Origin of the sequence: Bacillus sp. Root131, from assembly GCF_001429475.1 — a bacterium.
GTDB classification, from domain to species: domain Bacteria; phylum Bacillota; class Bacilli; order Bacillales; family Bacillaceae_G; genus Bacillus_A; species Bacillus_A thuringiensis_S.
On record NZ_LMJQ01000001.1, the window covers coordinates 1,333,420 to 1,348,630 of the forward strand.

A 15,211-nucleotide genomic window follows, 5' to 3' on the forward strand; every position below is an offset into this window, starting at 1 on the left:
AGTGTATAAAGAAAATTGTATTTTACTGCTAGGGGGGAAGAGTGTGTTAGAAAGGATGTCTTTTTTTGCAAAATTGTGTAAGGTAGATGAAAATCCAGAGTTAGGAATGTGGTTACTTTATGGGACGATTATTATATTAAGTGCTCTCGTCTATAATTTAGGGTTTGCTAGAAAGTTGTCTGTACTTAAAAATATTGTGATATACATATCATTAGCAATTGGATGTACAGTATTAACCTTTTTTGCTGTATTTTTACCCGTTGGAGAAGGACTTGTTGTAGCAGCAATTGTACTTGGGATTTATAGATTACGTTTGCGTCAAGCGAAACAACAAAAAGCAGGATGAGGAAGGGGGAGTTTTTATGCGTTCAGTACAAGATGCACTATATAATTGGTTAACAATTAAAACAGTTGCTGAAGCACGTCCAGATGATAGTGCTGCAAAAGAAACGTATTTGTTATTTCAAAATATGATATATGAAGAACATAAATTAAAAAATGTGGAAGTCGAAAAGAACGAGGAGATGTATTTAATTACATACGAAATAAATGGAGAACGGAAATCTGCAAGGTTTCCGTTAGAAGCCATTGATTGTTTTTTGGATCAGATGAATCGTGAACCAGAAAAATATAAATAAGTCCTTATCTATATGAGTAAGGACTTATTTACATTTTACCAATCATCTTCGATTTTTTTATCACGATATAATCGGAAATTACCACTTGCATGACGTTCCATTGTACGCTCTGCAATTCGTTCCGAACATTCCATGCACATATATGTATGAATAGGGCGATTACGCAGTTTTTTTGCCATAGGATTTTCATCATCTAACATATCTTTTTTATCACAAATCATACATTTGACTCTCATTTCGTCACCTCAATACGAATTCTATCAGTATAAGTATATCATGGAAGTATAATGTTTTTGAATAATAGTGGGAAAAAATAATATTTTCGCAATTCAAAAAATAAGTTATGATAAGGATATACCAAGTATGTTTGGAGGTGAAAATATGGCGAATGTAGTAGAGCCTACCTTAACAGAGGGTTTAGTACAAACGTTGCGTAAAGAGTGTATTGTTATGATAGCAACGACAGATTTCGAAAAACAAGTTCCTAACGTAAGTGCTATTTCTTGGGTGTATGCAGTGAGTAAAACTAGTATTCGATTTGCAGTAGATCAACGTTCACGTATTGTGGAAAATATACGGCATAATACAGGTGTGGTATTGACTATAATGGCGAATGAATCCGTATTTTCCATAAGTGGTGCAGGTGAAATTTTGACAGATAGAATGGAAGGCATTTCTTTAAAATTAACTGTAATAGAAGTAAATGTGCAAGAAGTGCGTGATGTTATGTTTTATGGAGCGAAACTTGCAATTGAACCAACATATGAAAAAACATATGATCTTCGGGCAGCGAAAAAGCTGGATAACGAAGTGCTAGTAGGGATAAGAGAATTATAAAGATGCTAAATAAGAAATTCGTTTATTCACTTTTGTAATCGGTTATTGTGATTTAACGTTAATAATTATAATAAAAGGTAATATATTGAATAGAAATGAATAAAGAATAAATAAAAGGTTTAATGACTATGATTTTCGATTCTACCTCGTTTACACGGTACATATAATTATAACAATGGTTCGTCCATATTTTATGGATGAAACCCTTGTTCTACAAATTTAAAAGTGGAGTCAGGGGGTAACAGGTTGGATAAAATTTATGTGTTAGATACGAATGTACTTTTGCAGGATCCTTTATCTATTTTTTCATTTGAAACCAATGAAGTAGTGATTCCAGCAGTTGTATTAGAAGAGGTTGATTCGAAAAAACGTTATATGGATGAAGTAGGACGAAACGCTCGTTATGTATCTAAGTTAATAGATAAATTTCGTGAAATAGGAAAGCTGCATGAAAGTATCCCGCTAGAAAACGGCGGAACATTTCGTATTGAATTGAACCATCGTTCATTTGTGCAACTACAAGATATTTTTGTAGAAAAAACAAATGATAATCGAATTTTAGCTGTAGCAAAAAATTTATCTTTAGAAGAACAGGAAAAAGAGGACGGGAAGTCTGTTATTTTAGTAAGTAAAGATGTACTCGTAAGGGTAAAAGCTGATGCAATTGGTTTGAAGGCTGAAGATTATTTAAGTGATCGCGTAATTGAAGTAGAAAATATATATTCTGGCTTTTTAGAAGGATATATATCAAAAGAACAATTGGATTATTTTTATGAGAAAGGTGAATTGCCTCTATCTGAAATTGCGAATCACCCTTTTTACCCAAATCAATTTGTAGTAATGAAAGATGCATTGGGGGGCTCTAGTTCTGCGCTTGGCATCGTGGATCACTTAGGTAAGAAGGTAAAGAAACTTATTTTTCACAATGAACAAGTGTGGGGGATACGACCACGAAACGTGCAGCAAATCATGGGATTAGAATTGTTGCTTCGTGAAGATATTCCGCTTGTAACGTTAACAGGGAAAGCCGGCACAGGAAAAACGTTACTTGCATTAGCTTCGGGACTTATGCAAACAGAAGACTTAGGGTTATATAAAAAATTACTCGTTGCAAGACCAATTGTCCCAGTCGGAAAAGATATCGGTTATTTACCAGGAGAAAAAGAAGAAAAGTTAAGACCATGGATGCAGCCAATTTTTGATAACCTAGAGTATTTATTTAATACGAAAAAGCCAGGAGAGTTAGATGCTATTTTAGCTGGAATGGGTTCAATTGAAGTAGAAGCCCTTACTTATATACGCGGGAGAAGTATTCCAGATCAGTTCATTATCATTGACGAAGCACAAAATTTAACAAAGCATGAAGTGAAAACGATACTAACTAGGGTAGGGGAAAAGAGTAAGATTGTATTGATGGGAGATCCTCAGCAAATTGATCACCCATATTTAGATGAATATAATAATGGCTTAACGTATGTTGTAGAGAAGTTTAAAGAACAGCGCATTAGTGGTCATGTGAAGTTTGTTAAAGGGGAGCGATCTAATTTAGCTCAACTAGCAGCAGATTTATTGTAAAAAGGAGTGAGCTTAAGCTCACTCCTTTTCTTTAAATAATTGTAAATTTACGGATGTTCCGGATTGGATTTTGTCGATTAGATCCATCATTGAAATAGAGATGAACAGGTCCGTCTTCTTTTAATGGCTTTCCTTCTTTTGAAAAACCTAGTATAGCATTTTTGACAGTTTCTAATGGAAGTGTCATTGTATGATCTACAGTTTCAATTTCAACTTGCGTAGCGTCCTCTAAAATTTCAGCGTTAGCAAGGAATGGATGAAATGGTATACCAAATGTTCCAGTAATTAGCTGTTCTTTTTTATATTTCTTTACACTTTGTTGTATCGGCGGGAAGGCAGCACCATCACGAATTTCACGATCCCAATGTTCTGAAGTGTTTTTTAAATAAGTTTCTAGTTCAGACGTGTTTTCTCTAGTTTCATCAAAGTAAGTTGTCAAATCTACTTTTCGATCATCAAAGATCCAAACAGTTGGATCAATAGTGATTGGAAAACGTACTTTTCCGTTAATAAATAAAATTTCGCTCATTGTTGTTCCCCCATTTGTGTTATACTCCCACTTTTCAGTATAATAGCATTAGACACTGTTGTCACAAAAAATGTTTCTATTGCAATTTATGAAAACTATCGCTAATATTAATAGATAGGATAGAGGAGAGTAGGACGGAAACGGAGGGAATCAATTTGGCGTCTGAGACAGTAGCAAATCATCAGGAAAAGGCACTAGCCCTTCTACAAGCGGATGCAGAGAAGATTTTAAGACTTATTAAGGTGCAAATGGACCATCTTACAATGCCGCAATGTCCATTATATGAAGAAGTGTTAGACACACAAATGTTTGGACTATCCCGCGAGGTCGATTTTGCAGTTCGCCTTGGTCTTATTGCAGAAGAACAAGGGAAAGCAATGTTAGGTGAGCTCGAACGTGAGTTATCTGCACTTCATGAAGCGTTTACAAACAAACAACAATAACGGGTTCAAATAAGGGGGCTCAAACTAAATTAGTTTGAGCTTTTTATTTGTATAATAAAGCAGGAAGAATCAATGTACATATGGAATACAACAATAATTAAATTGAAACAGAAAGAGGAAATGAAATGAAAAAAGTATGGAAATCAATGGATTATTCATTGTTACTTCCTCTTGTTATCTTATGTGTGCTGGGAGTTATAATGGTATATAGTTCGAGTTCCATTGTTGCGATTTCGAGGCATAACTGGCCAGCAAATTACTTTTTTAAAAAACAATTAATAACTTTAGCTATTGGAACGGTATTGTTAGCAATTGTGGCTTCATTACCTTATAAGTTTTGGAGGAAACGAATAATTTTATCGGCAATGGGGCTAGGAAGTATTGCTTTACTAGCAGCAGCCTTGATTTTTGGTAAGGAAATAAATGGTGCAAAAGGTTGGATATTAGGTATACAGCCGGCTGAATTTGTTAAATTATCAATTATTATTATATTAGCTCGCTTTTTTGCAAGAAGACAAGAGACAAATACACCTGTTTTTAAAGGATCGGGACTTACACTTGGTTTTGTTGGAATGGCAATGTTTTTAATTTTAAAGCAAAATGATTTAGGTACCGATTTGTTAATTGCAGGAACAGTCGGGATTATGTTTCTTTGTTCAGGGGTACGGATTAACTTATGGATTAAACGAATTGTTTTAACTTCTATAGTATGGATTCCGGCGCTATATTTTCTGGCTAATTATAAATTAAGTGGTTACCAAAAGGCACGTTTTTCAGTTTTCCTTGATCCATTCAATGATCCTCAGAATGATGGATTCCAATTGGTAAATTCTTTTATTGGAATTGCTTCAGGAGGGCTAAATGGTCGGGGATTAGGAAATAGTGTGCAAAAATATGGATATTTACCAGAACCGCAAACAGATTTTATTATGGCTATTATATCTGAAGAGTTAGGTTTTATTGGTGTAGCTATTATTTTAATTTGCTTGCTACTTATTATTATTCGTTCATTCAGGATTGCTCAAAAATGTAAAGATCCGTTTGGAAGTTTAATTGCAATCGGAATTGCAAGTTTAATGGGAGTGCAAACTTTTGTTAATGTTGGTGGTATGTCTGGATTAATACCGCTTACGGGAGTACCTTTACCGTTTATTAGTTATGGCGGGAGTTCCTTAATAGCTAATCTACTTGCGATGGGAATACTACTTAATATTGCTAGTCATGTAAAACGAGAAGAAAAACAACAGAATAGTGTAATAAAAGAAAGAGAACAAAATGGACCACATCTTGTAGTTGTAAAATAAAAAACACATCGTGCTTTAGAGCAGGATGTGTTTTTTATTTTCAAGTAGTTTTAAATATGATGTATTAATTTCTCTTTCAGTTAAAAGATATATCACATTTATTTAAATGTGATATACAATTGAGTTGTTAGAAAAGGAAGAGGTATGCTATACTATTTTTGTGAAACAAATTGCACAGAAAACTTATCATTTGTTAAAAAATAAGGTATGATGGATAAAAATAAAGTGAAGCTTTCTAAGTATAATATAATGTGGAAAGTGAAGAACTTCACGCTTTTTAAGGTGTGTATATATTTTATCTCTAGAGTGGTAGGAAAGTAGAGGGGGAAAATCATGACAAAGCTGCAACGTATTCAAAAAGTATTGGTAGCTAACCGTGGAGAGATTGCAATTCGTGTGTTTCGAGCTTGTTCGGAACTTGGATTAAAAACAGTTGCAATCTATTCGAAAGAGGATAGTGGTTCTTATCATCGCTATAAAGCCGATGAGTCCTATTTAGTTGGGGAAGGAAAAAAACCAATTGATGCTTATCTAGATATTGAAGGCATTATTGAGATTGCAAAAAGTAATCATGTAGATGCAATCCACCCTGGATATGGTTTCTTGTCAGAAAATATTCAATTCGCGAAACGTTGCGAAGAAGAAGGAATTATCTTTATCGGTCCGAAAAGTAAGCATTTAGATATGTTTGGAGATAAAGTGAAAGCAAGAACACAAGCGCAGCTAGCACAAATTCCAGTTATACCTGGTAGTGATGGTCCAGTAGATTCATTAGAAGAAGTCGAAAAATTTGCTGAAAAGTATGATTACCCGATTATTATTAAAGCGTCCCTTGGTGGTGGCGGTCGTGGTATGCGTATTGTGCGTACTAGTGAGGAATTAGGAGAATCATATAATCGAGCAAAATCAGAAGCGAAAGCAGCCTTTGGTAATGATGAAGTTTACGTCGAAAAATTCGTTGAAAAACCTAAACATATAGAAGTACAAATTTTAGCAGATGAAGAAGGCAATGTTGCTCATTTATACGAGCGTGACTGTTCTGTACAACGTCGTCATCAAAAAGTTGTAGAAATAGCACCGAGTGTATCACTTTCAGATGATCTGCGTCAGCGTATTTGTGATGCTGCTGTGAAGTTAACGAAAAATGTAAACTATTTAAATGCAGGAACAGTAGAATTCCTTGTAAAAGATGATGAGTTTTACTTTATTGAAGTAAATCCACGTGTTCAAGTAGAACATACGATTACAGAGATGATCACAGGAGTCGATATCGTTCAATCGCAAATTTTAATAGCTGATGGACATGCATTACATAGTAAAATAGTAGGTGTTCCGAAGCAAGAGGAAGTGGTTGTACACGGATTTGCAATCCAATCTCGTGTAACAACTGAAGACCCACTAAATAATTTTATGCCGGATACAGGAAAAATTATGGCGTATCGATCAGGCGGTGGTTTTGGTGTGCGTCTTGATACAGGAAATAGCTTCCAAGGTGCAGTTATTACACCATACTACGATTCTTTACTTGTAAAAGTTACAACTTGGGCACTTACTTTTGAGCAAGCTGCTGCAAAAATGGAACGTAACTTAAAAGAATTCCGTATTCGTGGTATTAAAACAAATATTCCATTCCTAGAGAATGTAGTAAAACATAAAAACTTCTTATCAGGAGAATATGATACTTCGTTTATTGATGTGTCACCTGAACTATTCTTATTCCCGAAACGTAAAGACCGCGGAACGAAAATGTTAAATTATATTGGTTCAGTAACAGTAAATGGCTTCCCAGGAGTAGGGAAAAAAGAAAAGCCAATATTCCCAGATGCTCGTATTCCATGTTTAAAACATTCAGAGCCAATCCAAAATGGAACGAAACAAATTTTGGACGAGCGTGGAGCAGATGGATTAGTAAAATGGGTACAGGATCAAAACCGTGTACTTTTAACGGATACAACATTCCGTGATGCACATCAGTCATTACTTGCAACTCGTATTCGTACAAAAGATTTACATCAAATTGCAGAGCCAACAGCGAGAATGTTACCAAACCTATTCTCAGCTGAAATGTGGGGCGGTGCAACGTTTGATGTCGCGTATCGTTTCTTAAAAGAAGATCCATGGGAACGATTACTAGATCTTCGTGAAAAAATGCCGAACGTTTTATTTCAAATGTTACTACGTTCGTCAAACGCAGTTGGCTACAAAAACTATCCAGATAATTTAATTCAAAAATTTGTGGAGTGTTCTGCTCAAGCAGGCATTGATGTGTTCCGTATTTTTGATAGTTTAAACTGGGTAGAAGGTATGAGAGTTGCAATTGATGCTGTACGAGATACTGGTAAAATTGCAGAAGCAACAATGTGCTACACAGGAGATATTCATGATCCATTACGTAGTAAATATGATTTGAATTATTATAAAAACTTAGCAAAAGAGTTGGAAGCATCGGGAGCTCACATTTTAGGTATTAAAGATATGGCTGGCTTACTAAAACCAAACGCAGCATATGATTTAGTTTCAGCATTAAAAGAGACGGTATCGATTCCGATTCACCTGCATACGCACGATACGAGTGGAAATGGTATATTAACGTATACGAAGGCAATTGAAGCAGGTGTTGATATTGTCGATGTAGCAGTGAGTTCTATGGCTGGTCAAACGTCACAACCGAGTGCGAACACATTATTCTATGCACTAGGTGGAAATGAAAGACAACCAGATGTTAATATCGATTCTTTAGAAAAGCTATCTCATTATTGGGAAGATGTACGCAAATACTATGCACCGTTTGAAAGTGGTATGAATGCACCTCACACAGAGGTATATATGCATGAAATGCCAGGTGGACAGTATAGTAATCTTCAGCAACAAGCGAAGGCGGTTGGTTTAGGAGATCGCTTTGATGAAGTGAAAGTAATGTACCGTCGTGTGAATGACATGTTTGGAGATATTGTAAAAGTAACACCATCATCAAAAGTTGTTGGCGATATGGCGTTATTTATGGTTCAAAACCACCTGACAGAACAAGATGTTTTAGAGCGTGGACATGCTTTGGACTTCCCTGGATCTGTTGTTGAAATGTTCTCTGGTGATTTAGGTCAACCGTACGGTGGTTTCCCGAAAGAATTGCAAAAGATTATTTTAAAAGGGAAAGAGCCGTTAACAGTAAGACCAGGTGAACTACTAGAGCCAGTAGATTTCGACGCGTTAAAAGAAGAATTATTCCATAAACTTGGACGCGAAGTAACAATTTTTGATGTAGTTGCATATGCATTATATCCAAAAGTATTTATGGACTATGAAAAAGTTGCTGAGCTTTATGGAAATGTATCTGTACTTGATACACCGACATTCTTCTATGGTATGAGACTAGGTGAAGAAATTGATGTGGAAATTGAACAAGGTAAGACATTGATGGTTAAACTTGTATCAATTGGAGAACCACAGCCGGATGGAAATCGTGTCCTTTACTTGGAATTTAATGGTCAACCACGTGAAATTGTCGTGAAAGACGAGAGTGTGAAAGCAACAGTTGCACAACGTGTGAAAGGAAACCGTGAAAATCCAAATCACATTAGTGCAACAATGCCAGGAACGGTAATTAAAGTAGTTGTAAAAGAAGGCGATGAAGTGAAAAAAGGCGATTCTATGGCAATTACAGAAGCGATGAAAATGGAAACGACAGTTCAAGCGCCGTTCAATGGTAAAGTGAAAAAAGTATATGTTAACGATGGTGATGCAATTCAAACGGGTGATTTACTTATTGAATTAGATCACTAAAATAAAAAAAGAGCTGTGTAAATACAGCTCTTTTCTTTATTGCAAAAAATCCCTTGCCGAATTGGCAAGGGATTTTAGTTTTAAATTATTTTGTTTGTTTAGAAGTTGATCCGGCTTCTTTTGCATTCATTTTACTTCTTGTTCCTAACATAACTAAATAGCATAGTACGGCAAACAAGCAAGAAATGAATAGAGAATGTAACAATGCCATTGCTAAACTAGCGTTTGTAAATACAACTAAAATTCCTACTACAGCTTGAAGTGTAACAAGGATAAATGAAATGATCCATCCCCAATATACTACAGGTTGCTGTTTGTAATGACGAATAGCGAGAATCATCGCGTAAAGTATCCAAGCGAAAATTAACATTGCTGCAACTCTATGGCCCATTTGAACCCATTCATGTAGTTGAGTTGGCATAGGTCTGTTTTTGCTACATAAAGGAAAGTCTGGACAGGCTAAGCTAGCTCGTTCGTGACGTACTAAAGCACCTGTGTAGACGACGATATAACTGTAAATTGTTACACCATAAATATGAAATTTCATTTTTTTGTCCATAATAAGAGAACGTGCATCAAATTTTTGGTCAATTTCAAAGATAAGACACGTTAATAAAATGACAGAAGCAAATGAAATTAAGGAAATACCGAAATGGATAGCAAGTACAGCTGGCATTTGTCCCCAAACAACTGCTGCTGCTCCCATTAATGCTTGTGCAACTAAAAATACGAAGGATAAAATTGCTAACGTTTTTGTTTCACGCACATGTTTATAATATTTCCAGGACAAAATACAAAGGAGAGTGACAAGAATTCCAGCTGATCCTGATGTTAATCGGTGGCTAAGTTCAATAATAGTTTCCATTGATAAATTAGATGGAACAAATTCACCGTTACAAAGTGGCCATGATTTACCACAACCTTGACCAGAACCTGTTTTTGTAACTAAAGCGCCTCCTAATAAAACTATTAATAAATCAAGGCTTGTAATGACTGCTAACCATTTAATAAAGCGTTGCAATCTCTTTCACCATCTTTCTGCTATGAAGTTATTGCGAAATATTTTCATTCCATTATGTATAGAATAAAACGCGCTAGTTCCTATGATATATAAAAAATAATAAAATAGCAAAGAAATGGAGGGGAAAGGAAAGGGGGAGAAAAAAGGTGTAAAAACAGGGTTCCTAAGGAAAAATTTAGGTGAAAAATAGGCTGTTTTGAAAAGAAATGGGGAGAATACGTGTTAAATAGGATAAAATAGTTTATTATAGAAGGTAACATCATGTTATGATAAGGACAAGTCAGAATGAAGTTTTTTATATTCGACACAAAAAGTTCATGTTTTCTTCACAAAATGTTCGGGAAATATGATTTAATATATTGGAGTATGGGCGTAGATTAGTAGTAGAATGGGTTAACAATGTTTCTACTGTAATAATATTGCTATATAGAAGCGAATTATTTCATTTGAAATAGGCGCAAAAAGAAAGATGAAAGTTTTAAGAGGGGGTTAGAGTGATGAACCATGCAACAAGTGAGCTGCATGATGAGTCCGCTGTTACAAGTGTACCGGAAACAACTCGGATACAAGATTTAAAAGCACTCGTTAAAATGGGGATTGTAAACTCAAATACACTTACTGTATTTACAGGATTTTGGTTGGCATTACACTTTAATGGATTAAGTGTAATGGACAATCTGGATAAGTTATTCTTTACAATCGTTGGTTCTGGATTAGTTATGGCAGGGGTATGTTGTTTAAACAACTACATTGATCGAGACATCGATCCATTAATGGAAAGAACAAAGACCCGTCCAACGGTTACTGGAAAGTATAAACCAGGATTTGCACTTACATTTGGACTAGTCATATTACTTCTTGGTTTTGTATTTTTATTATTAACAACACCAATGGCAGTCTTAATGGGATTTATTGGTGCTTTCACATATGTTGTTCTATATAGTTTATGGACAAAGAGAAAGTATACACTAAATACTGTTGTAGGTAGTATATCTGGTGCAGTTCCACCTTTAATTGGATGGGCAGCAATCGATCCATCTTTAGGTCATCCAATTGCTTGGATGTTATTTTTAATTATGTTTATTTGGCAAATCCCACATTTCCTTGCATTAGCGATGAAACGTGTTGATGAATATCGAAATGCAGGAATTCCAATGCTTCCTGTAGTTCATGGATTTGAAATTACGAAACGCCAAATTATGATTTGGACAGTATGTTTATTACCACTACCATTTTATATGAGTGGACTAGGGATAACATTTATGGTAATTGCAACACTGCTTAACATCGGATGGATCGTTTTAGGATTTTATGGATTCCGTAAGAAAGATGACATAAAATGGTCCGTGCAAATGTTTGTTTATTCCCTAAATTATTTAACAATCTTATTTGTATCAATGATTGTAGTTACATTCTTCTAAGACAACGACATAATTGGATTTCTTTACGTTGAGATTTACTTTACTTAACTATAAAGTACAATCTAATTCACAAGGAAAGTGGGGGTTGTTTGTATGAAGAAACAGTGGCGACTGCTTTCGTTCGTTTCACTGCTGGCTTTACTGTTAGGGGGATGCGGTAAAGCCTTTCAATCTACTTTAATTCCGCAAGGAGAAGTAGCAAAAATGCAATATGATTTACTTCTACTGGCGAGTGCAATCATGGTAGGAGTAGTACTAGTAGTTACTATTATTTTCTTGTATGTAATTGTGCGTTTCCGACAAAAGAAAGGTCAGGAAGATTATATTCCAGAGCAAGTTGAAGGAAATCACAAGCTAGAAATTATATGGACAGTTATTCCGATTATTCTTTTACTAATCTTAGCTGTTCCAACGGTTACATATACATTCAAACTTGCTGATGTAAGTGCGATGGAGAAAAAGAATATTGATAAAGATACTATCGTTGTTGATGTAACAGCGAATCTTTATTGGTGGGAATTTTCTTATAAATCAGAAAAGATAGTAACTTCGCAAGATTTAGTCATCCCCACAGGTAAGAAAGTGTATTTAAATTTGAAGGGTGCCGATATTAAACACTCATTTTGGGTTCCATCTTTAGCTGGGAAAATGGATACAAATACAGACAATGTGAACAAAATGTGGTTAAAGGCAGATAAATCGGGCACTTATAATGGTTTTTGTACAGAATTTTGCGGCCCATCACATTCTTTAATGCAATTTAAAGTGAAAGCTTTAGATGAAAGCGAGTACAAAAATTGGCTTGCTGATATGAAGAAGATTGATGGGAAGAAAGAAGTAGCTTCAACAAAGGCGCAAGAGGGCCAAGAAATATTTAATAAAAGCTGTATTGGTTGTCACGCAGTTGGATCTAATGATAGTAGACCACCTTCCGCTCGTATCGCACCAAACTTAGCAAACTTTGCGGATCGCGATATGGTTGCCGGTATTGCCGAAAACAATGAAGAAAACTTAAAAAAATGGCTGAAAGATCCTGAAAATATGAAGCCAGGAAACAAAATGACTGGCAAATATGGCAACTTAACGGATGATCAAATTGATGCATTAAATGCATACTTACAAACGTTAAAAGTTGAAAAGTAAAGAGGGATTATTCGCGAAGGGGAGGTTGAAAACGTGAGTTCTGTAGCAAAAAAACAGGGGATGGGTGCTGTCATATGGGATTATTTAACGACAGTAGACCATAAAAAGATTGCCATTCTCTATTTAATTGCAGGTGGATTGTTTTTTGTAATAGGCGGAATAGAAGCTCTATTTATTCGCCTTCAATTAGCGATTCCTAACAACGCTTTTCTTGTTGGGGATGCTTATAATCAAGTATTGACGATGCACGGTACAACAATGATTTTCCTCGCAGCTATGCCACTCGTGTTTGCATTTATGAACGCCGCTGTACCACTTCAAATTGGTGCACGTGATGTAGCGTTCCCGTTTTTGAATTCACTCGGATTTTGGTTATTTTTCTTTGGTGGAGTATTTTTAAATTTAAGTTGGTTTTTAGGTGGAGCACCTGATGCAGGATGGACATCTTATGCATCTTTAGCTTTAGCTTCTAAAGGTCATGGTGTTGATTTCTATGTACTCGGTTTGCAAATCTCAGGTATTGGTACATTAATTGGAGGGATTAACTTCCTTGTCACCATTATTAATATGCGTGCGCCAGGAATGACGTATATGCGTATGCCGATGTTTACATGGACGACATTTGTAACATCTTCGCTTATATTATTCGCTTTTCCACCGTTAACTGTAGGATTAGGACTTTTAATGTTAGATCGTTTATTTGGAACAAGTTTCTTTAATCCAGCATTGGGTGGGAATACAATTATATGGGAGCATTTATTCTGGATTTTCGGTCATCCAGAAGTATACATTCTTATACTCCCAGCTTTCGGAATATTCTCAGAAATCTTCGCGACATTTTCGAAAAAACGATTGTTTGGTTATTCATCGATGGTGTTTGCGACTGTATTAATTGGATTTTTAGGATTTATGGTATGGGCGCATCATATGTTTACTGTTGGACTTGGTCCAGTTGCTAATGCTATTTTCTCAGTTGCAACAATGGCGATTGCGGTTCCGACTGGTATCAAAATATTCAACTGGCTCTTTACAATGTGGGGCGGAAGTATTCGTTTTACGACACCAATGATGTGGGCAGTAGCTTTCATTCCATCATTCGTAATGGGTGGAGTTACAGGGGTTATGCTAGCATCTGCACCAGCTGATTATCAATTTCATGATAATTATTTCGTAGTAGCACATTTTCATTATGTAATCGTTGGCGGTGTTGTATTTGGTTTACTTGCAGGAGCTCATTATTATTGGCCACTGATGTTTAATAAAGTATTAAATGAAACATTAGGAAAGATAACGTTTTGGCTATTCTTTATCGGTTTCCATTTAACGTTCTTTATTCAGCATTTCCTTGGCTTGATTGGTATGCCACGCCGTTACTACACATATCTTGAAGGGCAAGGGTTGGAAATGGGGAATATGATTAGTTCTATCGGAGCGGTGTTTATGGCTCTTGGGACGATTGTTCTTCTATTCAATGTAATTAAAACGACAGTATCAAAAGAAAAAGCTGGTCGTGATCCGTGGGATGCACGTACATTAGAATGGACGATGCCAGCACCGACACCAGAATATAACTTTAAACAACTACCATTTGTTCGCGGATTAGATCCGTTTTGGATTGAAAAACGTGAAGGTAATAAAGAGATGACAGCAGCGGAACCAATTGGTGATATTCATATGCCAAATCCTTCGTTTTCACCATTTGTCATTTCTTTCGGATTGTTTATAGCGGCATTTGGTGCAATGTATATGCAGGGCGGAAAAGATAAGTTCTGGTTATTAGTAGCAATTATTGGTTTAATCATTACATTTGGCGCAATGTTCCTACGTTCAGTAATCGATGATCATGGATACCATATTCATAAGGAAGATTTAGATGATAAGGGGGGCAAGGCATAATGCATGTAGATGAAAAATTAACGAATGAAACATTTCCAGCAGAGCCTGAAAAAGCAACCCTTGAAGGGAAAAATAAGTTTGTTGGTTTTTGGTTATTTCTTGGAGGCGAAACAGTGTTGTTCGCTTCCTTATTCGGAACATATTTAGCATTAAAGAATTCTACAAATGGTGGACCAACATCTCAAGAAATGTTCCAAATGCCACTCGTTTTCATTATGACGATGCTTTTATTAACGAGTAGCTTAACAAGTGTATATGCGATGTATCACATGAAAAACTTTAACTTTAAGAAAATGCAACTTTGGTTACTAGTAACTGTATTGCTAGGTTTAGGATTTTTAGGGTTTGAGATATATGAGTTTTATCATTATACACATGAATTTAAGCATACTATGAGAAGTAGTGCGTTTGGCTCTGCATTTTATGCTCTTGTTGGTACACATGGACTCCACGTATTGTTTGGGTTGTGTTGGATTTTAACATTAATCTTTAGAAATGCGAAGAGAGGTCTAAATTTATACAATGCACCGAAGTTTTATGTTGCATCAATTTATTGGCACTTTATTGACGTAGTTTGGGTGTTTATTTTCACTGTAGTATATTTAATGGGAATGGTGGGATAAA

General features: G+C 35.7%; 14 protein-coding genes. 11 read left to right on the forward strand and 3 right to left on the reverse strand.

Features of this window, described 5'->3' with window-relative positions; genetic code table 11:
* Nucleotides 1-43: 43 nt before the first annotated feature.
* On the forward strand, nucleotides 44-346 hold the full coding sequence (locus ASE54_RS06705) for a YlaH-like family protein (RefSeq protein ID WP_000893662.1): 303 nt from the start codon (nucleotides 44-46) through the stop codon (nucleotides 344-346).
* 16 nt (nucleotides 347-362) lie between these two features.
* Complete coding sequence (locus ASE54_RS06710) at nucleotides 363-638, forward strand: hypothetical protein (RefSeq protein ID WP_001258138.1); 276 nt, start codon at nucleotides 363-365, stop codon at nucleotides 636-638.
* Between the two features lie 35 nt (nucleotides 639-673).
* Here ASE54_RS06710 and ASE54_RS06715 read toward each other — a convergent pair whose 3' ends face one another.
* Nucleotides 674-874, reverse strand: coding sequence for a YlaI family protein (locus ASE54_RS06715; protein WP_002082250.1), 201 nt, complete (start codon nucleotides 872-874; stop codon nucleotides 674-676).
* Nucleotides 875-1,019: 145 nt separating this feature from the next.
* Between ASE54_RS06715 and ASE54_RS06720 the strand changes: the two genes are divergently transcribed.
* Nucleotides 1,020-1,475 (forward strand): pyridoxamine 5'-phosphate oxidase family protein, encoded by a 456-nt coding sequence (locus ASE54_RS06720; protein WP_000024600.1) that lies wholly within the window; start codon nucleotides 1,020-1,022, stop codon nucleotides 1,473-1,475.
* Nucleotides 1,476-1,721: 246 nt separating this feature from the next.
* Nucleotides 1,722-3,050 (forward strand): PhoH family protein, encoded by a 1,329-nt coding sequence (locus ASE54_RS06725; RefSeq protein WP_000358083.1) that lies wholly within the window; start codon nucleotides 1,722-1,724, stop codon nucleotides 3,048-3,050.
* A gap of 31 nt (nucleotides 3,051-3,081) precedes the next feature.
* Here the strand turns inward: ASE54_RS06725 and ASE54_RS06730 are convergent, their stop codons facing one another.
* Entirely contained in the window at nucleotides 3,082-3,579 is a 498-nt protein-coding gene (locus ASE54_RS06730; RefSeq protein WP_001289810.1) for a hypothetical protein, read from the reverse strand.
* 155 nt (nucleotides 3,580-3,734) lie between these two features.
* On the opposite strand from ASE54_RS06730, the gene ASE54_RS06735 reads away from it, so the two are divergent.
* From ASE54_RS06735 to pyc, 3 genes are all read left to right on the forward strand, one after another.
* On the forward strand, nucleotides 3,735-4,022 hold the full coding sequence (locus tag ASE54_RS06735; RefSeq protein WP_000135694.1) for a YlaN family protein: 288 nt from the start codon (nucleotides 3,735-3,737) through the stop codon (nucleotides 4,020-4,022).
* Between the two features lie 125 nt (nucleotides 4,023-4,147).
* Nucleotides 4,148-5,326: an FtsW/RodA/SpoVE family cell cycle protein gene (locus ASE54_RS06740; RefSeq protein ID WP_000758407.1), complete on the forward strand. Its 1,179-nt coding sequence runs from the start codon at nucleotides 4,148-4,150 to the stop codon at nucleotides 5,324-5,326.
* A 333-nt stretch (nucleotides 5,327-5,659) separates the two neighbouring features.
* Nucleotides 5,660-9,106, forward strand: coding sequence for a pyruvate carboxylase (gene pyc, locus ASE54_RS06745; RefSeq protein ID WP_000164052.1), 3,447 nt, complete (start codon nucleotides 5,660-5,662; stop codon nucleotides 9,104-9,106).
* 85 nt (nucleotides 9,107-9,191) lie between these two features.
* Here pyc and ctaA read toward each other — a convergent pair whose 3' ends face one another.
* Nucleotides 9,192-10,127, reverse strand: coding sequence for a heme A synthase (gene ctaA, locus ASE54_RS06750; protein WP_001188739.1), 936 nt, complete (start codon nucleotides 10,125-10,127; stop codon nucleotides 9,192-9,194).
* Nucleotides 10,128-10,624: 497 nt separating this feature from the next.
* Between ctaA and ctaB the strand changes: the two genes are divergently transcribed.
* The 4 genes from ctaB (at nucleotide 10,625) to ctaE (ending at nucleotide 15,210) form a co-directional block, all read left to right on the forward strand.
* Nucleotides 10,625-11,548, forward strand: coding sequence for a protoheme IX farnesyltransferase (gene ctaB, locus ASE54_RS06755; protein WP_001015054.1), 924 nt, complete (start codon nucleotides 10,625-10,627; stop codon nucleotides 11,546-11,548).
* Between the two features lie 93 nt (nucleotides 11,549-11,641).
* Nucleotides 11,642-12,691 (forward strand): cytochrome c oxidase subunit II, encoded by a 1,050-nt coding sequence (coxB, locus tag ASE54_RS06760; RefSeq protein ID WP_000745273.1) that lies wholly within the window; start codon nucleotides 11,642-11,644, stop codon nucleotides 12,689-12,691.
* A 60-nt stretch (nucleotides 12,692-12,751) separates the two neighbouring features.
* Nucleotides 12,752-14,587, forward strand: a complete 1,836-nt coding sequence (gene ctaD / locus ASE54_RS06765; RefSeq protein WP_153587159.1) for a cytochrome c oxidase subunit I — start codon at nucleotides 12,752-12,754, stop codon at nucleotides 14,585-14,587.
* Nucleotides 14,587-15,210 (forward strand): cytochrome c oxidase subunit III, encoded by a 624-nt coding sequence (ctaE, locus tag ASE54_RS06770; protein WP_000557861.1) that lies wholly within the window; start codon nucleotides 14,587-14,589, stop codon nucleotides 15,208-15,210. Before ctaD ends, ctaE begins: the two co-directional genes overlap by 1 nt.
* The last annotated feature ends 1 nt before the right edge of the window (nucleotide 15,211 follow it).